This window comes from Pseudomonas sp. PHC1 (assembly GCF_046487845.1).
Taxonomy (GTDB): domain Bacteria; phylum Pseudomonadota; class Gammaproteobacteria; order Pseudomonadales; family Pseudomonadaceae; genus Aquipseudomonas; species Aquipseudomonas sputi.
The window spans coordinates 97,307-123,407 of sequence record NZ_JBJXHJ010000003.1 but is presented as its reverse complement, the minus strand read 5'-3'; the positions used below and the strand labels follow the sequence as shown (position 1 = coordinate 123,407).

The 26,101-nt window shown below is 62.1% G+C and carries 19 protein-coding genes; 7 read left to right on the top strand and 12 right to left on the bottom strand.

Features of this window, described 5'->3' with window-relative positions; translation table 11 throughout:
• Positions 1–8: 8 nt before the first annotated feature.
• The 9 genes from gltB to ACKJSM_RS05565 form a co-directional block, all read right to left on the bottom strand.
• Complete coding sequence (gltB, locus tag ACKJSM_RS05605) at positions 9–4,454, bottom strand: glutamate synthase large subunit (RefSeq protein ID WP_410236875.1); 4,446 nt, start codon at positions 4,452–4,454, stop codon at positions 9–11.
• Positions 4,455–4,803: 349 nt separating this feature from the next.
• Positions 4,804–6,405, bottom strand: coding sequence for an AAA family ATPase (locus ACKJSM_RS05600; RefSeq protein WP_410236873.1), 1,602 nt, complete (start codon positions 6,403–6,405; stop codon positions 4,804–4,806).
• Between the two features lie 10 nt (positions 6,406–6,415).
• Positions 6,416–7,516, bottom strand: a complete 1,101-nt coding sequence (aroB, locus tag ACKJSM_RS05595; RefSeq protein WP_236181110.1) for a 3-dehydroquinate synthase — start codon at positions 7,514–7,516, stop codon at positions 6,416–6,418.
• Between the two features lie 152 nt (positions 7,517–7,668).
• Positions 7,669–8,187 (bottom strand): shikimate kinase AroK, encoded by a 519-nt coding sequence (gene aroK / locus ACKJSM_RS05590; RefSeq protein ID WP_011332081.1) that lies wholly within the window; start codon positions 8,185–8,187, stop codon positions 7,669–7,671.
• 4 nt (positions 8,188–8,191) lie between these two features.
• Positions 8,192–10,270 carry a type IV pilus secretin PilQ gene (gene pilQ / locus ACKJSM_RS05585; RefSeq protein WP_410236872.1) on the bottom strand — a complete coding sequence of 693 codons (2,079 nt, stop codon included), beginning with the start codon at positions 10,268–10,270 and terminating at the stop codon, positions 8,192–8,194.
• Between the two features lie 14 nt (positions 10,271–10,284).
• On the bottom strand, positions 10,285–10,809 hold the full coding sequence (locus tag ACKJSM_RS05580; protein WP_236181108.1) for a pilus assembly protein PilP: 525 nt from the start codon (positions 10,807–10,809) through the stop codon (positions 10,285–10,287).
• Positions 10,806–11,429, bottom strand: a complete 624-nt coding sequence (gene pilO / locus ACKJSM_RS05575) for a type 4a pilus biogenesis protein PilO (RefSeq protein ID WP_410236871.1) — start codon at positions 11,427–11,429, stop codon at positions 10,806–10,808. Before pilO ends, ACKJSM_RS05580 begins: the two co-directional genes overlap by 4 nt.
• Positions 11,426–11,992 (bottom strand): PilN domain-containing protein, encoded by a 567-nt coding sequence (locus ACKJSM_RS05570; protein ID WP_410236870.1) that lies wholly within the window; start codon positions 11,990–11,992, stop codon positions 11,426–11,428. Before ACKJSM_RS05570 ends, pilO begins: the two co-directional genes overlap by 4 nt.
• Positions 11,992–13,056, bottom strand: a complete 1,065-nt coding sequence (locus ACKJSM_RS05565; protein ID WP_339489391.1) for a pilus assembly protein PilM — start codon at positions 13,054–13,056, stop codon at positions 11,992–11,994. The genes ACKJSM_RS05570 and ACKJSM_RS05565 overlap by 1 nt, the downstream gene beginning before the upstream one ends.
• A gap of 219 nt (positions 13,057–13,275) precedes the next feature.
• Here ACKJSM_RS05565 and ACKJSM_RS05560 point away from each other — a divergent pair, with 219 nt between their 5' ends.
• Positions 13,276–15,720 carry a penicillin-binding protein 1A gene (locus tag ACKJSM_RS05560; protein WP_373874309.1) on the top strand — a complete coding sequence of 815 codons (2,445 nt, stop codon included), beginning with the start codon at positions 13,276–13,278 and terminating at the stop codon, positions 15,718–15,720.
• Between the two features lie 158 nt (positions 15,721–15,878).
• Here the strand turns inward: ACKJSM_RS05560 and ACKJSM_RS05555 are convergent, their stop codons facing one another.
• The 3 genes from ACKJSM_RS05555 to rpmE form a co-directional block, all read right to left on the bottom strand.
• Complete coding sequence (locus tag ACKJSM_RS05555) at positions 15,879–17,147, bottom strand: malic enzyme-like NAD(P)-binding protein (protein WP_007952395.1); 1,269 nt, start codon at positions 17,145–17,147, stop codon at positions 15,879–15,881.
• Between the two features lie 183 nt (positions 17,148–17,330).
• Positions 17,331–18,113: a thermonuclease family protein gene (locus tag ACKJSM_RS05550; RefSeq protein WP_410236868.1), complete on the bottom strand. Its 783-nt coding sequence runs from the start codon at positions 18,111–18,113 to the stop codon at positions 17,331–17,333.
• 41 nt (positions 18,114–18,154) lie between these two features.
• Complete coding sequence (rpmE, locus tag ACKJSM_RS05545) at positions 18,155–18,376, bottom strand: 50S ribosomal protein L31 (RefSeq protein ID WP_410236866.1); 222 nt, start codon at positions 18,374–18,376, stop codon at positions 18,155–18,157.
• Positions 18,377–18,704: 328 nt separating this feature from the next.
• Here rpmE and ACKJSM_RS05540 point away from each other — a divergent pair, with 328 nt between their 5' ends.
• From ACKJSM_RS05540 to ACKJSM_RS05515, 6 genes are all read left to right on the top strand, one after another.
• Positions 18,705–20,924 (top strand): primosomal protein N', encoded by a 2,220-nt coding sequence (locus ACKJSM_RS05540; protein WP_410236865.1) that lies wholly within the window; start codon positions 18,705–18,707, stop codon positions 20,922–20,924.
• 142 nt (positions 20,925–21,066) lie between these two features.
• On the top strand, positions 21,067–22,803 hold the full coding sequence (gene argS / locus ACKJSM_RS05535) for an arginine--tRNA ligase (RefSeq protein WP_410236864.1): 1,737 nt from the start codon (positions 21,067–21,069) through the stop codon (positions 22,801–22,803).
• 1 nt (position 22,804) lies between these two features.
• Positions 22,805–23,518, top strand: coding sequence for an SPOR domain-containing protein (locus ACKJSM_RS05530; protein WP_236181099.1), 714 nt, complete (start codon positions 22,805–22,807; stop codon positions 23,516–23,518).
• Positions 23,519–23,673: 155 nt separating this feature from the next.
• Positions 23,674–24,210 carry an ATP-dependent protease subunit HslV gene (hslV, locus tag ACKJSM_RS05525; protein WP_236181098.1) on the top strand — a complete coding sequence of 179 codons (537 nt, stop codon included), beginning with the start codon at positions 23,674–23,676 and terminating at the stop codon, positions 24,208–24,210.
• 49 nt (positions 24,211–24,259) lie between these two features.
• Complete coding sequence (gene hslU / locus ACKJSM_RS05520; RefSeq protein WP_410236863.1) at positions 24,260–25,597, top strand: ATP-dependent protease ATPase subunit HslU; 1,338 nt, start codon at positions 24,260–24,262, stop codon at positions 25,595–25,597.
• Positions 25,598–25,673: 76 nt separating this feature from the next.
• On the top strand, positions 25,674–26,051 hold the full coding sequence (locus ACKJSM_RS05515) for a gamma-butyrobetaine hydroxylase-like domain-containing protein (protein WP_011332068.1): 378 nt from the start codon (positions 25,674–25,676) through the stop codon (positions 26,049–26,051).
• Positions 26,052–26,101 lie beyond the last annotated feature (50 nt).

The following is a 26,101-nucleotide window of genomic DNA, read 5'->3' as shown; positions in this document are numbered from 1 at the left end:
GGCGCATATCACTGCGGGTTGGCACGGGTGCTGGAAAGCAACGACTTCAGGTTGGCAGCCTTCGGCTTGACCAGCCAGAAGCGGCGCAAGTAGTCATCGAGGTTCTCGGCGAGTTCACGACCCCACTCGCTGTCGGTTTCCGCGACGTACTCGTTCAGCACGTTCTGCAGGTGGCTGCGATAGGCTTCCATCGCCTCGCCGCTGATCCGCTGGATTTCCACCAGTTCGTGGTTGACCCGGTCAACGAAAGTGTTGTCCTGATCGAGCACGTAGGCGAAACCGCCGGTCATGCCAGAGCCGAAGTTGTAACCGGTCTTGCCCAGAACGCAGACAAAACCACCGGTCATGTACTCACAGCAGTGATCGCCAGTGCCTTCCACGACCGTGTGGGCACCGGAGTTGCGCACGGCGAAACGCTCGCCGGCGGTGCCGGCGGCGAACAGCTTGCCGCCCGTGGCGCCGTACAGGCAGGTGTTGCCGATGATGGCGCTTTCCTGAGTCTTATAAACGCTGCCCTTCGGCGGCACGATGGTCAGCTTGCCACCGGTCATGCCTTTGCCGACGTAGTCGTTGGCGTCGCCTTCCAGGTACATGTTCAGACCGCCGGCGTTCCACACGCCGAAGCTCTGACCCGCCGTGCCCTTGAAGCGGAAGGTGATCGGCGCCTTCGCCATGCCCTGGTTGCCGTGCTTGCGCGCGATTTCCCCGGAGATCCGCGCACCGATCGAACGGTCGCAGTTGCAGATATCCAGCTCGAACTCGGCGCCGCTGAGGTCGTTGATCGCCGACGTCGCCATCTCGACCATTTTCTCGGCCAGCAGGCCCTGGTCGAATGGCGGGTTGCGCTCGACGCCGCAGAACTGAGGCTTGTCCGCCGGGATGTGATCGCTGCCCAGCAGCGGGGTCAGATCCAGGTGATGCTGCTTGGCGGTCTGGCCTTCGAGGACTTCCAGCAGATCGGTGCGGCCGATCAGCTCTTCGAGGGAACGCACGCCCAGCTTGGCCAGCCATTCACGGGTCTCTTCGGCGACGTAGGTGAAGAAATTCACCACCATGTCGACGGTGCCGATGTAGTGATCCTTGCGCAGCTTCTCGTTCTGGGTCGCGACGCCGGTGGCGCAGTTGTTCAGGTGGCAGATACGCAGGTATTTGCAGCCCAGCGCGATCATCGGCGCGGTGCCGAAGCCGAAGCTTTCGGCGCCGAGGATGGCTGCCTTGATCACGTCGAGGCCGGTTTTCAGGCCGCCATCGGTCTGTACCCGAACCTTGCCGCGCAGGTCGTTGCCGCGCAGGGTCTGGTGGGTTTCGGCCAGGCCGAGTTCCCACGGAGCGCCAGCGTATTTGATCGAGGTCAGCGGCGAAGCACCGGTGCCACCGTCGTAACCGGAGATGGTGATCAAGTCCGCGTAGGCCTTGGCCACACCGGCGGCGATGGTGCCGACGCCCGCTTCAGCCACCAGTTTTACCGAGACCAGCGCCTTCGGGTTGACCTGTTTCAGGTCGAAGATCAGCTGCGACAAGTCCTCGATCGAATAGATGTCATGGTGCGGCGGTGGCGAAATCAGGGTCACGCCCGGCACTGCGTAACGCAGTTTGGCGATCAGCCCGTTCACTTTACCGCCCGGCAGTTGCCCGCCCTCGCCCGGCTTGGCGCCCTGGGCGACCTTGATCTGCAGCACTTCGGCGTTGACCAGGTATTCCGGGGTCACCCCGAAACGGCCGGTTGCGACCTGTTTGATTTTCGAGCTCTTGATGGTGCCGTAGCGCGCCGGGTCTTCGCCGCCTTCGCCGGAGTTGGAACGCGCACCGAGGCGGTTCATGGCTTCGGCCAGGGCTTCGTGAGCTTCCGGCGACAGGGCGCCCAGCGAGATGCCAGCGGAGTCGAAGCGCTTGAGCACCGATTCCAGCGGCTCGACTTCACTGATGTCCAGCGGCGTGTCGAGGGTCTTGACCTTGAACAGGTCACGGATCATCGACACCGGACGGTTGTCCACCAGCGAGGTGTATTCCTTGAACTTGGCGTAGTCGCCCTGCTGCACGGCGGCTTGCAGGGTGTTGACCACATCCGGGTTGTACGCGTGGTATTCGCCACCGTGAACGAACTTCAGCAGACCGCCCTGCTGGATCGGCTTGCGCGGACTCCAGGCTTCGGTGGCCAAGGCTTTCTGTTCGGCTTCGATGTCGACGAAGCGCGCGCCCTTGATACGGCTCGGTACGCCACGGAAGCTCAGCTCGCAGACTTCTTCGGACAGGCCGATGGCTTCGAACAGCTGCGCACCGCGGTACGAAGCGATGGTCGAGATGCCCATCTTCGACAGGATCTTCAACAGACCTTTGGTGATGCCTTTGCGGTAGTTCTTGAACACCTCGTAGAGGTCGCCCAGCACTTCACCGGTCCGGATCAGGTCGCCCAGCACTTCGTAGGCCAGGAACGGATAGACCGCCGAGGCGCCGAAACCGATCAGCACCGCGAAGTGGTGCGGATCGCGTGCGGTGGCGGTTTCCACCAGGATGTTGGAGTCGCAGCGCAGGCCTTTTTCGGTCAGGCGGTGGTGCACCGCGCCGGTGGCCAGCGAGGCGTGGATCGGCAGTTTGCCCGGAGCGATATGGCGGTCGCTCAGAACGATCTGGGTACGACCGGCACGCACGGCTTCTTCAGCCTGATCGGCGACGTTGCGGATCGCCGCTTCGAGGCCGACGCTTTCGTCGTAGTTGAGGTCGATGATCTGCCGCTCGAAACCCGGGCGGTCGAGGTTCATCAGCGAACGCCACTTGGCCGGGGAAATGACCGGCGAGCTGAGGATCACGCGCGAAGCGTGTTCCGGCGATTCCTGGAAGATGTTGCGCTCGGCACCGAGGCAGATTTCCAGCGACATCACGATCGCTTCACGCAGCGGGTCGATCGGCGGGTTGGTCACCTGCGCGAACTGCTGGCGGAAATAGTCGTACGGCGTGCGCACGCGCTGGGACAGCACGGCCATCGGCGTGTCGTCGCCCATCGAGCCAACGGCTTCGTAGCCCTGCTCGCCGAGCGGACGCAGTACCTGATCGCGCTCTTCGAACGTGACCTGATACATCTTCATGTATTGCTTGAGCTGATCGACGTCGTAGAAAGCCGAACCGTGATCGTTGTCTTCCATGGTGGCCTGGATGCGCAGGGCATTCTTGCGCAGCCATTGCTTGTACGGATGACGGGATTTCAGACGGTTGTCGATCGCGTCGGTGTCGAGGATCTGCCCGGTTTCGGTGTCCACGGCGAAGATCTGGCCCGGGCCGACACGGCCTTTGGCAAGCACGTCTTCAGGCTGGTAGTTCCAGACGCCGATTTCCGAAGCCAGGGTGATGAAGCCGTTCTTGGTGGTGACCCAGCGCGCCGGGCGCAGACCGTTACGGTCGAGCAGGCACACCGCGTAGCGACCGTCGGTCATGACCACGCCGGCCGGGCCATCCCACGGTTCCATGTGCATCGAGTTGTACTCGTAGAACGCACGCAGATCCGGGTCCATGGTTTCGACGTTCTGCCACGCTGGCGGAATGATCATCCGCACGCCACGGAACAGGTCGATGCCACCGGTGACCATCAGCTCGAGCATGTTGTCCATGCTCGAGGAGTCGGATCCGACACGGTTGACCAGCGGGCCGAGTTCTTCCAGATCCATCAGATCGTTGGTGAACTTGGTGCGACGGGCCTGGGCCCAGTTGCGGTTGCCGGTGATGGTGTTGATCTCGCCGTTGTGGGCGAGGAAGCGGAATGGCTGGGCCAGCGGCCATTTCGGCAGGGTGTTGGTGGAGAAGCGCTGGTGGAACACGCAGATCGCGGTTTGCAGGCGCTGGTCACCCAGGTCCGGATAGAACGCGGCCAGGTCGGCCGGCATCATCAGGCCTTTATAGATGATGGTCTTGTGGGAAAAGCTGCAGATGTAGTGGTCGGTATCGGCGGCGTTGGCCACCGACGAACGACGACGGGCGCTGAACAGCTTGACCGCCATGTCCTGATCGCTCAGGCCTTCGCCACCGATGTACACCTGCTCGATCTGCGGCAGGCGCTCAAGGGCCAGGCGGCCGAGGACGCTGGTGTCGATCGGCACTTTGCGCCAACCAATCAGTTGCAGGCCTTCGGCCAGGATCTCGCGGTTCATGTTCTCGCGAGCGGCTTCGGCCTTGGCCGGATCCTGGTTGAAGAAGACCATGCCCACGGCATATTGCTTGGGCAGCTCGACGCTGAAGGCTTCCCGGGCAATGGCACGCAGGAAGGCGTCGGGTTTTTGAATCAGCAGACCGCAACCGTCACCGGTCTTGCCGTCGGCATTAATCCCACCGCGGTGGGTCATGCAGGTCAGGGCCTCAATGGCCGTTTGCAAAAGGGTATGACTGGGTTCGCCCTGCATATGGGCTATCAGGCCGAAACCGCAGTTATCCTTGAATTCATCTGGTTGGTACAGACCTGCTTTCATAGACACTTTCTCACCAGGCTGCCTCTTTACGAGGCAAATTTCTTTTCAATTCAACCACTTGCATCTCGCGCCGAACGTACGCCGGCTTTGCGGGGGCAAAAGGGTGGTCATTGTACACAGCGACACAGAGGCTCACAAATTTGACGACGAAATGTCGCAAATTCATGTCGCATTTGTGAAAGGTTTAAAGCGATCTGCTGTGCTAGTCAAAACTTTTTTAATTTTGACCGCAACGACTCAAAGACTACTGTGACGCAGACACCACAAGGCACGCGACCTGAAAGGAAGCGCGCACTTGTAGAAATTTTGAGGTGCTTGGAGAGGCGGCCTGGGTAAGGCCGCCGAATCTTCAGCGAGTTGTTGCCAGTTCCTGTTGGACGCTGGCGACAGTGCGAGGCCAAGGTTTACCAGCCTGAACCTTCGCTGGCAAGGCCTTGATGGCAGAAACGGCTGCATCACGATTGGCGAAGTTGCCGTAGGTGATCACGTAGAGAGGCTTGCCGTTGAGGACTTTCTTGAAATAACGGTACTCGCCGCCCTGCTCCTTGACGAAGTTTTGCGCAGTCGCTTCGGAGCTGGTGCCGAGGATCTGCACCACGTAGTTGCTGGTCGGCTGACCGGCGTACCAGCTGCCACCGGCAGCCTTGGCGACGGTGACCGGCTTCTCGGCAGGTTTGGTGGTGGCAACAGGCTTGGCAGGCGCCGGAGCCGGTTTGGCCACTGGAGCGGCCGGAGCAGGTGCCGGCTTGGCGGTAGCAACCTGGGTTGGTGCGGGGGTCGGTTTGGCCGCCGGGACAGGAACCGGGGTCGGTGCAGGACCGGCCTGAACGCCCGCGGGAGGGGCGGTGGTGGTCACGGTCGGCGGCGTATTGCTGGAACCTTCGACCGGCACGCCGTCGTCGCCCTCGGTGATACCACCCGCCGCTTCAGCCAGCGGACCGCGCATCACCGGCTGCGAGTTGCCGACCAGCGGCAGCGGCATCGGCTGAGTATTGCCGTTGAATTCGACGGACGGCGCGCCACCCGCCTGCGGCGTGTCCTGGCCCAATGGCAGTTGCGCCTGCTCGTTGGCCGGCGCACCGGTGGTCGGTGCCTTGTTGCGACCCGGCATCAGCCAGGCCGCCGCGACCGCGACCACGACCACGGCGGATATCGCCAATACGTGTTTCTTCGGCATGTTGAACCCCATACTTGGACGCTTGACCGCAGAGCGGCTGGCAATCATGACTTCGATCAGAGCATCGCGAGCGACCTGGTTGATGTTGCCCGGCCAACCCTCTGAGCTTTCGTGAATATCAGAGATCTGATCCGCGGTGAAAAGTTCGACACCCCGGCCGGCGCCTTCGAGCCGCTGGTCGAGATACTCGCGGGTTTCTTCTTCGGTGTACGGCTGCAGTTCAATGACGTGAAAGCGCTCTTCCTCAAGGTGCAAAGCCTCGAGCTGCGCGATCAGCGACGACTCGCCGAACAGGAACACATGCGGGCGGCCTTCCGGTGCGCCGGCGCCCAGCGCCATCAGGGCTTCAAGGGCGGACTCGTCGAGCTGCTCGGCATCATCCACCAGCAGATAGACTTCCTGCCCCGTCAGCGCCAATTGAACGACCTGATCGAGGATCGCCCCGACCTCGGCCTGCGCCACGTCCAGCGCCTGGGCCACCTGACGCAGCACACCGGCGGCATCGCCGGCACCACGAGCGGAAACGACGACGCTCTGCACCGATTGCTTGTTGGTGCTGGCAACCAGCGCCTGACGCAGCAGGGTCTTGCCGCTGCCCTGGGGGCCGGTGACCACCAGCAGCAACTGGCTGTAACGCGCCAGATGATGCAGTTGCCCCAGCACCGGCTTGCGCTGGGCCGGGAAGAATTTGAAGCCCGGCACCCGCGGCGCGAAAGGGTCGTGACTTAACTGGAAATGGCCGAGGAACGCCTCGTCGGCATGCAAACTAGTCATCGGAATCTTATTAACCTTTAAGCTGAGCCAGAGCGCGGTAATCCGCTCCCAGCGTGGCCTGTAGAACCTCTTTCGGATAATCGTCGGTCACCACCGCTTCGCCCATCCGGCGCAGCAGCACCAGACGCAAGCGACCGTCGATCACTTTTTTGTCAATTGCCATGTGTTCAAGAAAATCGGCTTCGGTCATCTCTTCCGGCGGGATCACCGGCAGACCGGCACGCTGGAACAAACGGATGCCGCGATCGCGCTCCTGCTCGCTGATCCAGCCCAGGCGCGCAGACATTTCCAGCGCCATCACGGTGCCAGCGGCGACCGCTTCACCATGCAACCAGACACCATAGCCCATGTGGGTTTCGATGGCGTGGCCAAAGGTGTGGCCGAGGTTGAGGGTGGCTCGTACGCCGGTTTCTTTCTCATCGGCGCCGACCACCGCTGCCTTGGCGGCGCAGGAGCGTTCGATGGCATAGGTCAGGGCCGATTGATCCAGCGCACGCAGGGCGTCGACGTTGTCTTCGAGCCAGGTCAGGAACGGTTCGTCGCAGATCAGACCGTACTTGATGACTTCCGCCAGGCCGGCCGAGAGCTCACGCGCTGGCAGGGTTTTCAGGGACGCGGTATCGATCAGCACCACGTTCGGCTGATAGAACGCGCCAACCATGTTCTTGCCCAGCGGATGGTTGATCCCGGTCTTGCCACCCACCGACGAATCGACCTGGGACAGGAGTGTGGTCGGAATCTGGATGAAATCGACGCCGCGCTGGTAGCAGGCGGCCGCGAAACCGGCCATGTCGCCGATCACACCGCCACCGAGGGCGATCACCGTGGTACGACGGTCATGACGGGCGGTCAGCAGTCCGTCGAAGATCAGTTGCAGGGTTTCCCAGTTCTTGAAAGCTTCACCGTCGGGAAGCACCACGGAAACCACCGAGAACTGCGCCAGGCTGCGGGTCAGACGCTCGAGATAGAGCGGCGCAACGGTCTCGTTGGAGACGATTGCCACTTGCCGCCCGTGGATGTGCGGAGCCAGCAGCTCAGGCTGATCCAGTAATCCTTCGCCAATGTGAATCGGGTAGCTGCGCTCGCCGAGGTCGACCTTGAGTGTCTGCATGTGTCCCCACAGTGAAGATGGAAGCAGGCGTCCTGCCCTGAATGATTGGTTGTCTGCCGCCTGTAGCGGGTATGACGCCGCTCGCACGCCATCCGCCACAACCTCGGCGGGTTGTGACAGGACGCCGAGGATAGCGCATTTCGAGCGATGCTTTAACGGGGCGGAAGCTGTGCCAGGCGGTCGAGAATATCGAGCACGACCATGCGGGGCGGCCGCTCGTCGGTTTCCACCACCAGATCGGCAATTTCCCGATAGAGCGGATCACGGATCGCCAGCAGATCACGCAGGGTTTTCTCGGGATTGGCGGTGCGCAGCAACGGCCGGTTGCGATCGCGGGAGGTGCGGCCGACCTGTTGCTCGACGGAGGCATGCAGATACACCACCCGCCCGCCCTCGTGCAGGGCCTTGCGATTGGCATCGCGCATCACCGCGCCGCCGCCGGTCGCCAGCACCACACCGTCGAACGCGCACAGCTCGGCGATCATCGCCTGCTCTCGGTCACGAAAGCCGGGCTCGCCTTCCTTGTCGAAGATCCACGGAATATTGGCGCCCGTACGCAGTTCAATTTCCTTGTCGGAATCCTTGAACGGCAGGCGCAGCTCTTTGGCCAGTAATCGGCCGATGGTGCTTTTTCCAGCCCCCATCGGTCCTACAAGAATCAAATTTCGCACAGAATCAACGACTCACAGCAATCGCCTGGTTATTCATGATACGCGGAGTGAGAAATACCAGCAGCTCGGATTTTTTCTCCGAAACCACATCACGCCGGAAAAGGCGGCCAAGATACGGCACATCGCCAAGAAATGGCACCTTATCTACAACCTTGCTTTGAGTATTTGAGAAAACGCCCCCGATCACGATGGTCTCGCCGTCGTTCACCAGTACCTTGGCATTGACCTCGTTTTTCTTGATCGGCGGTACATCCTGCACTTTGTTCAGGTAGTCCGGTTCGTCCTTGGTGACCTTCACCTCCATGATGATGCGGTTGTCCGGGGTGATCTGCGGCGTCACTTCCAGCGACAGCGACGCCTCCTTGAAGGACACCGACGTAGCGCCGCTGGAGCTGGCTTCCTGGTACGGAATCTCGGTGCCCTTGAGGATCTTCGCGGTTTCCTTGTCAGAGGTGACCACCTTGGGCTGCGAGACGATTTCGCCGTTGCCGGTCTTCTCCATCGCCGTCAGTTCAAGGTCGAGCAAGACATTGTCGGTGATGAACGCGATGCCGATTCCGGAGGTGTTGTTGACCGTGCCCATGTCGACGAACGGCGAGTTGGTGCTGGTGCTGCCCGGCGTGCCGATGGTGGTCGACGAACCGTTGCTGACCCCGGAGGTGTTCCAGTTGCCCTTGTTCTGGATCGAACCGCCCCAGCGCACGCCCAGGCTCTTGTCGTAGTCGACGTTGGCCTCGACGATCCGCGCCTCGATCATCACCTGGCGCACCGGGATATCCAGTTGCGCCACGATTCGCCGCAGCTCGTCGAGGCGATCCTGGGTCTGGTAGGCAATGATGTTGTTGGTTCGCTCATCGACGGTGATCGAACCCCGTTCGTCGACCTTGGCTTCTGCGCTGGTGACCGACTGGAACAGCTTGGCGATGTCGGCGGCCTTGGCGTAATTCACTTGCAGCAGCTCGCGGCGCAGCGGGGCCAATTCGGCGATCTGTTTCTGCGATTCCAGTTCCTGCCGCTCACGGGCGGCGATTTCGTCCGCCGGCGCCACCAACAACACGTTGCCGACCTTGCGCTTGTCCAGGCCTTTGGTCTTGAGCACCAGATCCAGCGCCTGATCCCACGGCACGTTCTGCAGGCGCAAGGTGATCCCGCCTTGCACCGTATCGCTGGCTACCAGATTGAGGTTGGTGAAGTCGGCGATCAGTTGCAGCACCGAACGCACATCAATGTCCTGGAAATTGAGAGAGAGCTTTTCGCCGCTATAGCTGTTGCGGTCGGCGTTGCGCTTTTGCAGGTCATCGACGGTCAGCGGCCGGATGCTGACGGTCAGCTTGTTGTCGGTCTGGTAAGTGGAATAGTCGAAAGTACCGCTGGGTTCGACAGTGATCGTCGCCCGATCACCGCTGACACCGGCATTGACGAATTGCACCGGGGTGGCGAAATCCTTGACGTCGAGGCGCACCCGCAGCGGTTCGGGCAATTGGGTACGCGCAAAGTTGAGGATGATCTTGCCGTCGTGTTCCTGGATGTCCGGTGCGATGGCCGGATCGGACAAATCGATGACCACATTGCCCTCGCCCGCCGTGCCACGCTGGAAATCCACGCCGCGAATGGCCCTGGCGGTCGACGCAAACGTGCGGACCGGCGCTGCCGCCGGTGCTGCGCGCGGCGCACGAGCCGCCGTACGCGGGGCAGCGGTCTTGCTGCCTTGCCCGACCACAATGAACACCGTATTGCCTTCGACCCGGGTGTCGTAAGGGGCCAGTTGCGTCAGGTTGATGATCAGGCGCGTACGATTATTGGCTTCGACCACCGTGGCCGTGCGGGCATTGCCACTGCCCAGGTCACGGGTCTTGCTTGCCAGCTGACTGGCGACACCCGGCAGATCAAGGGCGATCCGTGCCGGCGAATCGGTGGTGTAGCCCTTGGGCTGCGGAGGCGGGCCGTCGAACGACAGCTTCAGCTCGACCCGGTCGCCCGGCAACGCCGCGACGTCCAGCGCCTTGAGATTGGCTGCCTGTACCATCGGCGAAAGCAGCGCTATCCATAGCGAAAAACCGAGGGTGGAGAAAATCCTGTTCATTGTTCGACTTCCACTTATGAATGCTCTTTCAAAGGAATGGTGCGTGGCCGCTCAAGCCAGGCGCCCTGGCCATCCGGAACGATTTCCACCACGTCGACCTGTGAAGCGCTGATGGCGACGATGCGCCCGTCGTTGCGGCCCAGGTAGTCGCCGACCTTGAGCCGATGGACACCGCCCGCACCCCGCAGCAGCGCGAAAGAACCTGAGGCGTTGGCAATCGTGCCGACCATTTCGAATTGCTCGATGTTGAAACCTTCGAGGTATTGCTTGACCCGGTGGGGATCGGGCTTCACGTCACGCGAACCCTGTTTCTGCCCGGCGAGATCGACCCGCAGTTGACGCGAAAACGGACTGCGCAGGTTGGCGGCGCTGTAGGTGAACGTCGGGAAGGCGCGGAATGTCGGGGTCGGCTCGATCTTGCCCGGCGGGCGCAGGCGCACTTCATTCATGTAGGCGTCGAGGTCGCTGAAGTCATCGCCGCCACAGCCACCGAGCACCGATAACAGTGCCGACAAGGCGATAAAACGGATCGGGGTCATTTCTGCTGCCCCTTGTCGTTATAGCGGTAGGTCTTGGCGAGAATGCTCATGCGCAACTTCGGCCCGCCTTCAGGACTGGCCGGCGCCAGCTCGAAATCGTGCAGGGTGACGATGCGGGGCAGCCCGGCCACGCCACTGACGAAGGTCGCAAGGTCATGATAGGCACCGGTCACGGTAATCTGGATGGGCAGCTCGATGTAGAACTGCCGGGTAACCTCCTGCAGCAGTTTGATCTCTTCGAACTCAAGACCGCTGCCCAGCCCGGTACGGGTGATGTCTTCCAGCAAACCCGGCACTTCGGTGTCACTGGGCAGTTGCCGCAACAGCACACCGAACGAGTTTTCCATCTCTTTCATCTGCTGGGTGTACAGCTCCAGATTGGCCGCCATACGCGCCTTGCTCGCGAACTGCTCCTTGAGGGTGATCTCTTCCTCACGCTTGAGTTCGAGCTGATTCTGCATGTCACTGATGAAAAAGTTATAGCCAAGCGCCAGAACCAGCACCATCAACAGCCCGCCGGCCAGGCTTTTGACCGCCGGGGGCCAGGAGCCGATATTGCTGGTGTCCAGGTCGTTGAAATCGACATTGCGCAGGCTTTCCAGCCATTCGGACGGCTTCATTGGTCGTCCTCCTCGAGCCGGGGTCGAGTCTGGCGAACGGTCAGCTGAAAAACGTTGGCCTGATCCACCTGTCCGGCGGTGGTGGCCTTCACTTCATTGAGGTTGGGCGCATCGAACCAGTCGGAGGCGTCGAGGTTGCGCATCAGGTCGGACACCCGATTGTTCGACTCCGCCGCACCGCTGATCGAGAGGGTCTCGCCGACCCTTTTCACGTCGGTGAAATACACCCCGTCGGGCAAGGTGCGCGCCAACTGATCGAAGATCCGTCCGCTGATCTGCCGGTTGCCCTGCAAGTCCTGGATGATGCGCATGCGCTCCACCAGTTGCTGGCGGTGAGCCTTGAGGTCGCTGATCTGCTTGATCCGTTCGTCGACCACGGCGATCTGCTTGCCGATGTAGTCATTGCGTGCAACCTGCCGGGCGATGGCGCCGCTGATGATCTGATCAGCGATGAGCACTGCCCCCACCGAACCGACCACCACACCGATCAAGGCCAGCAGGAAGCGTTTGCGCCGCTCTTCGCGACGCTCCTCGCGCCAGGGTAAAAGGTTGATCCGCGCCATCAGTCGAAACTCCTGAGCGCGAGCCCGCAGGCAATCATCAGGGCTGGTGCATCACTCGCCAGGGCCCCGGCGTTGACCTTGCTGCTCAAGGCCATGTCGGAAAACGGGTTGGCGACCTGGGTCGGGGTGTTCAAACGTTCTTCGATCAGCCGGTCGAGCCCGGGCACCGACGCTGTGCCGCCCGCCAGCAGAATATGGTCGACGGCGTTGTACTGGCCGGAGGCGAAAAAGAACTGCAGGGAACGCGATACCTGCTGCACCAGCGCCTCGCGAAACGGCTGCAGCACCTCGCTGACGTAGTCGTCCGGCAGGCCGCCCTGCTTCTTGGCAAGTCCCGCCTGCTCAAGGGTCAGGCCATAGCGACGCTGGATTTCCTCGGTCAGTTGTCGACCGCCGAACAGCTGTTCGCGGGTGTAGATGATCCGGCCGTTGTGCAGGACGCTAAGGGTGGTCATGGTGGCGCCGATGTCGACCACCGCCACCGTCAACCGATCCTGGGACGCGGCCAGTTGCCTGGCCAGCAGGCCGAACGAACGCTCCAGCGCATAGGCTTCGACATCCACCACCCGCGCCGTCAACCCGGCGAGGGCAAGCGCCGCCTCGCGGACCTCGACGTTTTCCTTGCGACAGGCGGCCAGCAGCACGTTGACCCGCTCAGGGTTGCGCGGCGAAACGCCCTGGACTTCGAAGTCGATGGCGACCTCGTCCAGCGGATAGGGGATGTATTGATCGGCCTCGATCCTGAGCTGGTTTTCCAGTTCATCGTCGGACAGCCCGGCGTCCATCTCGATGACCTTGGTGATCACCGCCGAGCCGGCCACCGCCACCGCCACGGTTTTCAGCCCGGTGCGCGCCTTGACCAGCACCCGGGACAGGGCCTGACCGACGCCCTCGAGTTCGGCGATGTTCTTTTCGACCACGGCACTCGCCGGCAACGGCTCCACCGCATACGCCTCGACCCGGTAGCGCTCTCCCTGACGGCTCAGCTCCAGCAGCTTCACCGACGTGGAGCTGATGTCGATCCCCAGTAACGTATTGGCCTTTTTATTGAAGAGTCCTAGCACTACCAATTCCCTATGACTTTCCGTGAGTTACGGACTCTGTAATGCGCATTGCGTTCCCTCGCCCCGTCTTGACAGAAGCGCAAATGACGCCCCCTGCGGAAAAGTGCTTATAATGCCCAGCGATTTTTTCCGCTTTTTACTGCTGGCGCGGGTCGTTCTGTGTGTTACCCGGAACCCTGTCGCCCAATTCCTTCTTTGCGTGGATGTCCAAAAGCCTTGATTCGTCTGCTGAAATTTTTCGGTTGGTCCATCGTCGCCGTTTTCTGCGGACTGCTTTTAGGTCTCAGCGGCGCGTTTCTTTACCTTAGTCCGGGTTTGCCATCTGTGGAGGCGCTGAGAAGCATTCAGTTGCAGATTCCCCTGCGGGTGTACAGCAGCGACAACAAGCTGATCGCAGAATTTGGCGAAATGCGCCGCACACCGATCCGTTTTGCCGACATTCCCCCCAATTTCATCAATGCGTTACTAAGTGCTGAAGACGACAACTTCGCCAACCACTACGGCGTCGATCCGAGCAGCCTGATGCGTGCCGCGACCCAACTGGTCAAGAGCGGCCACATCCAGTCCGGTGGCAGCACCATCACCATGCAAGTGGCGAAGAACTTCTTCCTGACCAGCGAACGCAGCTTTTCGCGCAAGGCCACGGAAATCCTTCTGGCCCTGCAGATCGAACGACAGCTGACCAAGGACGAGATCCTGGAGCTGTACGTGAACAAGATCTATCTGGGCAACCGCGCCTACGGCATCGAGGCGGCGGCGCAGGTGTATTACGGCAAGTCGATCCGCGACGTCAGCCTGGCGCAGATGGCGATGATTGCCGGCCTGCCGAAAGCCCCGTCGCGCTTCAACCCGCTGGCCAACCCGGCGCGCAGCAAGGAGCGGCGCGACTGGATCCTCGGCCGCATGTACAAACTCGGCAAGATCAGCGAAGCCGACTACACCGCCGCGATCAACGAGCCACTGAACGCCAGCTATCACGTGCCGACCCCGGAAGTGAACGCGCCGTACATCGCCGAGATGGCCCGTGCGGAAATGGTCGGCCGCTACGGCAGCGACGCCTATACCGAAGGTTTCCGCGTCACCACCACGGTGTCGAGCACCCTCCAGGAAATGGCCAACACCGCGCTGCACGAAGGCCTGATGACCTACGACCAGCGTCACGGCTACCGTGGCCCCGAGTCGCGCCTGCCGGGCAAGACCCGTGAGGCCTGGGCCACCGAACTGACCAAGCAACGCACCATCAGCAGCCTTGAACCGGCCATCGTCACCCAGGTCGACAAGAACGGCCTGCAAGTACTCACCCGCACCGGCGAAGAGCACGTGGCGTGGGACACCATGAAATGGGCCCGTCCGTTCCTCAATACCAACAGCATGGGTGCCAACCCGCGCCAGCCGTCGGATGTGGCACAGATCGGCGACCTGATTCGCGTGCAGCGCCAGCCGAACAATTCGTTGAAGTTCAGCCAGATTCCACAGGCGCAGGGCGCGCTGGTGTCGCTGGATCCGCAGAACGGCGCGATCCGTTCGCTGGTCGGCGGTTTCGCCTTCGAGCAGAGCAACTACAACCGCGCGATGCAGGCCAAGCGGCAGCCGGGCTCGAGCTTCAAGCCATTCGTCTACAGCGCTGCGCTGGATAACGGCTACACCGCCGCCAGCCTGGTCAACGACGCGCCGATCGTGTTCGTCGACGAATACCTGGACAAGGTCTGGCGTCCAAAGAACGACAACAACACCTTCCTCGGTCCGATCCGCCTGCGTGAGGCGCTGTACAAGTCGCGCAACCTGGTGTCGATCCGCCTGCTGCAGGCGATGGGCGTGGGCAAGACCATCGACTACATCACCCGCTTCGGCTTCAACAAGCAGGACCTGCCGCCCAACCTGTCCCTGGCACTGGGCACCGCGACCCTGACGCCGATGGAAATCGCCACCGGCTGGAGCACCTTCGCCAACGGCGGCTACAAGATCACTCCGTTCATCATCGACAGGATCGAAAGCCGCAACGGCGACACGCTGTTCGTCGCCAACCCGCCGACCGTACCGCAGGGCGACGCAGCCACCGACGGCATCGCAGCACCGGCAACCCAGTCGTTCACCGTCAACGCAGCGCCGGTTCCGGGCGAAGCACCAGGCAGTACTGCCGTGCCGCAAGCCCCCGCAGTCGCCGAGCGAATCGTCGATGGCCGTACCACTTACATCCTCAACAGCATGTTGCAGGACGTGATCAAGCTCGGCACCGGCCGTCGCGCACTGGCCCTGGGTCGCAGCGACATCGCCGGCAAGACCGGTACCACCAACGAATCCAAGGATGCGTGGTTCTCCGGCTACAACGCCGATTACGTGACCACCGTGTGGACCGGTTTCGACCAGCCGGAAAGCCTCGGTCGCCGGGAGTTCGGCGGCACCGTGGCACTGCCGATCTGGATGAACTACATGGCCGCCGCGCTCAAGGACAAGCCACCGCATGTCCAGCCGGAGCCGGAAGGCATCCTCAGCCTGCGGGTGGATCCAGTCAGCGGTCGCGCAGCATCGCCGAGCACACCGGGCGCCTACTTCGAGTTGTTCAAGGCCGAAGACACACCACCGTCGGTCAACGAGATCGGCAGTGGCGCAGTGCCGGGCAGTCCGTTGCCGGCGGATGAACAGGCGCCGATCGATCTGTTCTAATCCTGATCCGCTGAAAAGCCCCGCCTTCGTGAGAAGTGCGGGGCTTTTTATTGCCTGCGTTTTTTGCAGCGATGCGGCCGGCCCGATGCAAAACCCTCAGGCAATAAAAAGCCCCGACTCTCAGGAGCCGGGGCTTTCGGTTGAAGCGCTACAACGACTTAGCCGTTGAACACGTCATCCACGCTTTTCAGCGGGTAGTTCTTCGGATACGGCAGGGTCGCCACACCAGTCTCGATCGCGGCCTTGGCCACGGCGTCGGAGATCACGGTGATCAGGCGCTTGTCCATTGGCTTCGGAATGATGTACTCACGGCCGAATTCCAGGGAGATACCGCCGTAGGCGTCGCAGACTTCCTGCGGTACCGGCAGCTTGGCCAGTTCGCGCAGGGCATTGGCGGCAGCGATCTTCATTTCTTCGTTGATGCGCTTGGCGCGAACGTCCAGAGCACCCCGGAAGATGAACGGGAAGCCCAGTACGTTGTTGACCTGGTTCGGGTAGTCCGAACGGCCGGTGGCCATGATCACGTCGTTACGGGTGGCGTGAGCCAGTTCCGGGGAGATTTCCGGATCCGGGTTGGAGCAGGCGAAGACGATCGGGTTGGCCGCCATGCGCTTGAGTTGCTCGGCGCTCAGCAGGTTCGGGCCCGACAGGCCGACGAATACGTCAGCGCCTTCGATGGCGTCGTCCAGGGTGCGTTTCTCGGTAGGGTGAGCAAACACAGCCTTGTACTGGTTCAGGTCGTCACGGCCAGCGTGGATCACGCCAGTACGGTCAACCATGAAGATGTTTTCGACCTTGGCGCCCATGCTCACCAGCAATTTCATGCAGGAGATGGCGGCGGCGCCAGCACCCAGGCAGACGATCTTGGCGTCGGCCAGGGTTTTGCCAGCGATTTCCAGGGCGTTGATCATGCCCGCAGCGGTCACGATCGCGGTGCCGTGCTGGTCATCGTGGAAGACCGGAATGTCGCACTGCTCGATCAGCGCGCGTTCGATCTCAAAGCACTCGGGTGCCTTGATGTCTTCCAGGTTGATGCCACCGAAGGTGATAGAGATGCGTTTTACGGTGTCGATAAAGGCTTGCGGGCTTTCGGAGTCGACTTCGATGTCGAAGACGTCGATGCCGGCGAAGCGCTTGAACAGCACGCCTTTACCTTCCATGACGGGCTTGGAAGCCAGTGGGCCGAGGTTACCCAGACCCAGAATCGCGGTGCCATCGGAAATGACTGCAACCAGGTTGCCCTTGCCGGTGTACTTGTAGGCCAGTTCAGGATCGCGGGCGATCTCGCGCACTGGTTCAGCTACGCCGGGGCTGTAGGCCAGCGAGAGGTCGCGGGCGGTAGCAGTGGCCTTGGTGAGCTCGACACTCAGCTTTCCTGGACGAGGATTGGCATGATATTCGAGAGCGGCAGTTTTCAGATCAGACATTTTGGCATTCCGCTTTTTACTGTTGGACAGACTGGTCAGCGAGGATACGCGCCTCGCAAAGTCCCCACAAGACTGACCGGTCACCCCTGTCAAGCGCCCCGCCCTACGACTTTGGGCCAAGAGCCACGGCGCACAAGGGCTACACTGTTCACAATCGACAGAAAAAATGTCTACAATTTTTCTTCAGCGGGACGGCTGAAGCATCGAGGAATCGGTCAGCGGCAAGAGCCAGCGCGCCTGACCTGATTTCAACCCACCGCGCCGAGCACGGTCGACCACCCAGCCACGGGCCTCGATCCTCTTGCCCTTCAACGCTTGCAGCGAAGTGCCGGCGAAGCGATCCAGCAGATTGGGTGCAACGCGCAGTACAAGCTTGTCCTGTAACTCGATCCAGATTCCGCCGCGATTGCGTTGGACCTTGCTCACACGACCGCTGACCAGCGCGAAACCCGAGCGCTCGATCTGCTCCGCTTTCAGTACAGGAGAGCGCTTCCAGAGGCCAAGCCCGGCCTGCCGCGCACGGCGTTCGGCGGCTTGCTGACAATCGACCAGATCGACATTCGGCGCGACCGCGACCTGGAAACCAAGGCCATCGGCGAGCATCTGCGCTTCGAGGTTCTCACCCTTGGCATTGAACACGTGGGCCAGGGTACGACCGTAATGGTCTTTGGCCTGGGCACCCAGTCGCAGTCCAACCCGCCCGTCGCTCTCGGCGACCAGCGCTTCGAGGCGCCTGCGCGCAGCCACCGCAAACGGCTCATCGCTGCGGCCCTGCTTGCCGAGCTCGGGCGTATTGAGGCCGATCATCCGCACATTGCGCCCGTCGCTCAGGCGCAGGGTGTCGCCGTCGACCACCCGCTGCACCGTGACGCTGTCCAGCCCGGCCGGCGCCGGACAGAAGGCCTGAGCGGCGGAAAGCCAAATCGCGGACACAAAAAAGGCGCCCGCAAGGGACGCCTTTTTCATCAGACCGGAAAAACCGCAGAGATTTTCCAGAATAAAAGACCTTAGGCCTTGTTGATCGCGCCGAACTTGCCGAAACGGTCGGCGAACTTCTGAACGCGACCACCGGTGTCCAGAGTCTTCTGCTTACCGGTGTAGAACGGGTGGCACTCGTTGCAAACGTCGATCGCCATGGCTTTGCCGAAGGTCGAACGGGTTTCGAACTTGTTGCCGCAGCTGCAAGTTACTGCAACTTCTGGGTAATTCGGGTGGACATCGGCTTTCATGGTGTTTTCCTCAGCTGGCGTGCCGCCATCCAACACGATTGTTGAATACCGCACGTAATTAGGCCGCGGATTCTACCAGACAATGCTAATCACGCAAGCTGTCAGGGGTGCCCTCCATCAGAAAAGACTGTTCAATGTTGACGGCGTTTTTTGACGTCAGGCTGCGTTGCTACTCCTTCCCATAGCAAGCCATGAGTCGTCGTAGCGCCTTGCCTGACGCCAAAATCCACTCGTCAACATTTGAACGCTTTCCTGATGGAGGACACAGAACCGACCGTCTGCTAGGCTCCCGCCCTTCTCCACCGCCCCGCCTATGAGAATCCCCCGCGTGCCCGACGCCATTCTGCGCCTCGCCCTGCCTTCGCCCCTGCGCCGCCTGTTCGACTATCGGGCCCCGGCCGGCGTGCTGCGTTCGCAGTTGCAACCGGGCATGCGCCTGCGGGTGCCGTTCGGCCGGCGGGAGATGATCGGGATTCTGGTGGAAGTGACCGACACCAGCGAAGTGCCGGTGGAAAAGCTCAAACCGGCGCTGGCCCTGCTCGACGCCACCGCTCCGCTACCGCCGGCACTGTTCAAGCTGTGCCTATGGACGGCCCAGTATTATCAGCACAGCCTCGGCGACACCCTGAGCTGGGCCCTGCCGGTGCTGCTACGCCAGGGCGAGCTGGCCGAAGCCCGTCAGGAGCGCTTCTGGTCGGTGACTCCCGGCGCCAGCCTCGATGACCCGCGCATCGCCCGCGCCCCGCGCCAGCGTGAAGCCTTGGCGACGCTGGCCCAGCACCCCCACGGCGTCGCCCATCAGTTGCTGAGCAAACTGATGCTGAGCAAGGACAGCCTCGATCTGCTGCTGGCCAAGGATCTGGTGCAGGTCGAAGTGCGCCGCCACGCCCCCGGCGCACGCCATGAACACTGGCTCGCCCAGCCCGAACTGCCGCTCAACAGCGAACAACGTGCTGCCTACGAGGCGATCCGCGCCGGGTTCGACAGTTATCACGCGTTTCTGCTCGCCGGGGTCACCGGCAGCGGCAAGACCGAAGTCTATTTGCAGCTGATCCGCGAAACCCTCGAGGCCGGCAAACAGGCGCTGGTGCTGATCCCGGAGATCAACCTCGGCCCGCAGACCCTGGCCCGTTTCGAACAACGCTTCAATGCGCGCATCGCCCTGCTGCACTCGGCGGTCAACGATCGCGATCGCCTCGACGCCTGGCTCGCCGCCCGCGATTGCGAGGCCGACATTATTATCGGCACCCGCTCGGCGCTGTTCACCCCGATGAAAAATCCGGGGCTGATCATCATCGACGAAGAACACGACGGTTCCTATAAACAGCAGGAAGGCCTGCGCTACCACGCGCGGGATCTGGCGCTGGTGCGGGCGCGGCAGGAAAACATCCCGATCGTGCTCGGTTCCGCGACGCCATCGCTGGAAAGCCTGCACAACGCCTACACCGGTCGCTACGGACTCCTACGCCTGAACGAACGGGCCGGCGGCGCCAAGCAACCGCGTTTCCTGCGCCTGGATGTGAAAAGTCGCCCACTGGACAGCGGCATCTCCGGGCCGATGCAGCAAGCCATCGGCCAGACCCTCGCCGCCGGCCAGCAGGTATTGGTGTTCCTCAACCGCCGGGGTTTTGCTCCGACACTGCTGTGCCACGATTGCGGCTGGATGTCCGAGTGCCAACGCTGCGATGCGCGGATGACCGTGCACCAGCGCTACGGCGAACTGCGCTGCCACCACTGCGGTTACGTCGAGCGCGTGCCGCGCCAGTGCCCGAAGTGCAACAAGGTCGATCTGCGGCCCGTGGGCGCCGGCACCGAGCGGGCCGAGGAACGGCTGGCGATTCTGTTCCCGGATTATCCGGTGTTGCGCGTCGACCGTGACAGCACGTCGCGCAAGGACGCGATGAACCAGTTGTTCGCCACGATCCAGAAAGGTCAGCCGTGCATTCTGGTCGGCACCCAGATGTTGGCCAAGGGGCACCACTTCCCTCGGGTGACGCTGGTGTCGATCCTCGATGCCGACGGTGGGCTGTTCTCCGGCGACTTCCGCGCCAGCGAGCGCATGGCGCAGCTGATCGTGCAGGTCGCCGGGCGCGCCGGGCGTGCAGAAGAGCCGGGCAAGGTGATCATCCAGACCCACCTCGCCGACCATCCTTTATTGGTGCAATTGACCGAGCAGGGTTACTTCGCCTTCGCCGAACAGGCCCTGAGCGAACGCCGCGCCGCCGGCCTGCCGCCGTTCGCCCATCTGGCGCTGCTGCGCGCCGAAGCGCACAAACCGGGACAGGCCGAAGGTTTTCTCGATGAAGCCTGCAGCGAGGCCGAGCGCTTGCTGACCGAGCAGAACCTGAGCGGCATTGAACTGCTTGGCCCCGTGCCGGCGCCGATGGAACGTCGGGCCGGACGCTACCGCGCGCAGCTGCTGTTGCAGGCCACGGCCCGGGCGCCGCTGCACCGATTGCTGGCGAGCTGGCTGCTGGTGCTGGAACAGATGCCAAGCGGCCGGGCGGTGCGCTGGTCGCTGGATGTCGATCCGGTGGATCTGTACTGAGCGGGCAAAACCGGCCGAATTGTCACCACACATCCACATCCTGCCTGCTAAGGTTGGCAAGCCCGTCTTCGCAACGGATAATGCCCAGTTTTTCCACCCGCGCATCGATGCGCCGCCGCGCTTGCGGTCGAAAGAGAAGACCATGAAAGACACCATTCGCCAGCTGATCCAACAAGCCCTCACCCAACTCGTCAACGAAGGTGTGTTGCCTGAAGGCCTGACGCCGGCGATCCAGGTGGAAAACGCCCGGGACAAGACCCACGGCGACTTCGCCAGCAACATCGCGATGATGCTGGCCAAGCCTGCCGGCATGAAGCCGCGCGATCTGGCGGAAAAAATCATCGCCGCCCTGCCGGCTGACGAAAACGTCACCAAGGCCGAAATCGCCGGCCCAGGCTTCATCAACTTCTTCCAGAACACTCAAGCACTGGCCTCGCGCCTCGACGCCGCCCTGGCCGACGATCACGTTGGCGTACGCAAGGCCGGCCCGACGCAACGCACCGTGGTCGACCTGTCGGCACCGAACCTGGCCAAAGAGATGCACGTCGGCCACCTGCGCTCGACCATCATCGGCGACGGCGTGGCCCGTGTGCTCGAGTTCCTCGGCGACACCGTGATCCGCCAGAACCACGTCGGCGACTGGGGCACCCAGTTCGGCATGCTGATGGCGTACCTGCAGGAAAACCCGATCACCAGCGACGAGCTGTCGGACCTGGAAAACTTCTACCGCGCCGCCAAGCAGCGTTTCGACGAGTCCCCGGAATTCGCTGACCGCGCCCGTGGTCTGGTGGTCAAGTTGCAGGCCGGCGATGCCGAATGCCTGGCGCTGTGGACCAGGTTCAAGGACATCTCGCTGTCGCACTGCCAGAAGATCTACGAACTGCTCAACGTCAAACTGACCATGGCCGACGTGATGGGCGAAAGCGCCTACAACGACGACCTGATCAACGTGGTCAACGACCTGAAAGCCGCCGGCATGCTGGTCGAAAGCAACGGCGCCCAGTGCGTGTTCCTCGACGAATTCAAGAACGCCGAAGGCGAGCCGCTGCCGGTGATCATCGTCAAGGCTGATGGCGGCTATCTGTACGCCACCACCGACCTGGCGGCCGTGCGTTATCGCAGCGGCAAGCTGAAGGCCGACCGGGCGCTGTACTTTGTCGACCAGCGTCAGGCCCTGCACTTCCAGCAGGTGTTCGCCGTGGCGCGCAAGGCCGGCTTCGTGACCCATCCGATGGAAATGGAACACATGGGCTTCGGCACCATGAACGGCGCCGACGGCCGTCCGTTCAAGACCCGTGACGGCGGCACCGTGAAGTTGATCGATCTGCTGACCGAAGCGCAGGAACGTGCCTACAGCCTGGTGAAGGAAAAGAACCCGACACTGGCCGAAGAAGAACTGCGTGCCATCGCCAAAGTGGTCGGCATCGGCGCGGTGAAATACGCCGACCTGTCCAAGCACCGCACCAGCGACTACAGCTTCAACTTCGACCTGATGCTCAACTTCGAAGGCAACACCGCGCCATACCTGCTGTACGCCTACACCCGCGTGGCCGGTGTGTTCCGCAAACTGGGCAAGGATTTCAGCGAAGTCGACGGCCAGATCGTCCTCGAAGCGGCGCACGAACAGGAACTGGCGGCCAAACTGGCGCAGTTCGGTGAAGTGCTGAACAACGTCGCGGAAAAGGGTACGCCGCACACCCTGTGCACCTACCTGTACGACGTTGCCGGCCTGTTCTCCAGCTTCTACGAGAACTGCCCGATCCTCGCCGCCGATACCCCGGCACAAATGCAAAGCCGTCTGCGCCTTGCCGCGCTGACCGGCCGTACCCTCAAGCAAGGCCTGGAACTGCTCGGCCTGGAAACCCTGGAGCGCATGTAAGTTGGCTGCCAAGAAAAAACCTGCACCCAAGCGTGGCGCCAGCCGTTACCAAGCTCCAGCGAAGCAGCCGATTCCGGGCTGGCTGTGGATGGCCATCGGCCTGACGGTCGGCGCGTTCATCGTGTTCCTGATGAAACTGGAGCCGGGCAAGGGCAGCGACACGGTCAAGCGCGAGAAGGTCGAGCAACAGCAACAACAGAAAGCCACCAGGATCGCCGAGGCCAACAAGACCCCGCCGAGCCCGACGCAACCGGTGAAGCCGAAGTACGACTTCTACACCCTGCTGCCGGAATCGGAAGTGATCGTGCCGCCGGAGGCGGTGCCGGAGAAAACCCTGCCGACGCCACAAGTGCCGGCGATCCCGACCACGCCGGTGACCCCGGCCGAAGCGGCGAAGATCGACACGGCGCGCGCCCAGGCAGCACTGGCCGGGATCACCCCGCCGCCAGCGCCACCGGTGAAGGCTGCACCCGTGACCAAGTTCTTCCTCCAGGCCGGCTCGTTCCGCAAAGAGACGGATGCCGACAAGGTGCGCGCGCAGATCATTCTGCTCGGTCAGGCAGTGGCGGTTGAGTCCGGGACGGTGAAGGATGAAACCTGGTATCGCGTACTGGTCGGCCCGTTCAGCAACCGCGAACAGCTGACCACTGCCCAGAAACAACTGGCGGGCGCGGGTTTCAGCAACCTGTTGTTACAACAACGCCAGAGCCGCTAACAACTCCCCACTGATCGTTCCCACGCTCTGCGTGGGGACGATCACCTGGAAACCACCGCTCGTCCCCTCTCCCGCCCCGCAGTTGAAATCCTCTCCATCACCCCCATATGAATGGGCATAAGGCATTTTCGCCCCGCAGTGTGGAGACTCTTCCCTTGACCACCATCGTTTCAGTCCGCCGCCACGGCAAAGTCGTCATGGGCGGCGACGGCCAGGTTTCTCTCGGCAATACCGTGATGAAAGGCAACGCGAAGAAAGTTCGTCGCCTGTACCACGGCGAAGTCATCGCCGGTTTCGCCGGTGCCACCGCCGACGCCTTCACCCTGTTCGAACGTTTCGAAGGCCAGCTCGAGAAACACCAGGGCCACCTGATCCGCGCCGCCGTCGAACTCGCCAAAGAATGGCGCACCGACCGCTCCCTGAGCCGCCTCGAAGCGATGCTCGCGGTCGCCAACAAGGACGCCTCGCTGATCATCACCGGCAACGGTGACGTGGTCGAACCCGAAGACGGCCTGATCGCCATGGGTTCCGGAGGCGGCTATGCGCAAGCCGCCGCCAGCGCCCTGCTGAAGAAGACCGACCTGTCGGCCCGGGAAATCGTCGAGACCGCTCTCGGCATCGCCGGCGACATCTGTGTATTCACCAACCACAACCAGACCATTGAGGAGCAGGATCTCGCTGACCAAGCCTGACGCGGCCCCTGTGCCACGGCTTGTTTCTGCTTGAGGACCGTCAATTATTATGTCCATGACTCCCCGCGAAATCGTCCACGAACTCAACCGCCACATCATCGGCCAGGACGATGCCAAGCGCGCTGTCGCGATTGCCCTGCGCAACCGCTGGCGCCGCATGCAGCTGCCTGAAGAGCTGCGCGTTGAAGTGACCCCGAAGAACATCCTGATGATCGGCCCGACCGGCGTCGGTAAAACCGAGATCGCCCGTCGCCTGGCCAAACTGGCCAACGCGCCGTTCATCAAGGTCGAAGCGACCAAATTCACCGAAGTCGGCTATGTCGGCCGCGATGTCGAATCGATCATCCGTGATCTGGCCGATGCCGCGATCAAGATGCTGCGCGAGCAGGAAATGACCCGCGTTCGTCATCGTGCCGAAGACGCCGCCGAGGACCGTATCCTCGATGCTCTGCTCCCGCCGGCCCGCATGGGCTTGAGCAACGAAGAAGCGCCGAGCCAGGACTCCAACACCCGCCAACTGTTCCGCAAACGCCTGCGCGAAGGTCAGCTGGACGACAAGGAAATCGAGATCGAGGTCGCCGAGATGGCCGGCATCGAAATCGCCACGCCTCCGGGCATGGAAGAAATGACCAACCAGTTGCAGAACCTGTTCGCCAACATGGGCAAGGGCAAGAAGAAGTCGCGCAAGCTCAAGGTCAAGGAAGCGCTGAAGCTGGTCCGCGACGAAGAAGCCGGTCGCCTGGTCAACGAAGAAGAGTTGAAGGCCAAGGCCCTGGAAGCGGTCGAGCAGCACGGCATCGTGTTCATCGACGAGATCGACAAGGTCGCCAAGCGCGGCAATGTCGGCGGTGCCGATGTGTCCCGCGAGGGCGTGCAACGTGACCTGCTGCCGCTGATCGAAGGCTGCACCGTCAACACCAAGCTGGGCATGGTCAAGACCGATCACATCCTGTTCATCGCCTCCGGTGCGTTCCACCTGAGCAAGCCGAGCGACCTGGTGCCGGAGCTGCAAGGTCGCCTGCCGATCCGTGTCGAGCTCAAGGCCCTGAGCCCGCAGGACTTCGAACGCATCCTCAGCGAACCGCACGCCTCGCTCACCGAGCAATACTGCGCGCTGCTGAAGACCGAAGGCCTGAACATCCAGTTCCAGCCGGAAGGTATCAAGCGTCTGGCGGAGATCGCCTGGCAGGTCAACGAGAAGACCGAGAACATCGGTGCGCGTCGCCTGCACACGCTGCTCGAGCGTCTGCTGGAAGAGGTGTCGTTCAGTGCCGGCGACCTGGCCAGCGCCCACGACGACAAGGCGATCCAGATCGACGCCGAGTACGTCAACAGCCACCTGGGCGAATTGGCGCAGAACGAAGACCTGTCCCGTTATATCCTGTAAGCCATACTTACAGTGGTCGTGAAACTGTGGGAGCCATCGGCTCCCACAATTTTTTCCACCTGACGGAACGCCGGCGATGACCCAACTCCCCACCGACATCAAACTGCACAAAGCCTCGAAAACCCTGTCGCTCAAATACGCGTCCGGCGAGGAATACACCCTGCCCGCCGAATTCCTGCGCGTGCATTCCCCCTCCGCCGAGGTCCAGGGCCACGGCAAACCGATCCTGCAATTCGGCAAGCTGCACGTCGGCCTGACCAAAGTAGAACCGGCCGGTCAGTACGCACTGAAACTGACCTTCGACGACGGTCACGACAGCGGTCTGTTCACCTGGGATTATCTTTACGAGCTGGGGCGACGTCATGACGCACTCTGGGCCGATTATCTGGCCGAGCTCAAAGCCGCCGGCAAAACCCGCGACCCGGACCAGTCCGTCGTCAAGCTGATGCTCTAGTCCGCGCCTCGGACTGTTTAGAGGGCATTTTCTAGATTCATCTGTTTGAA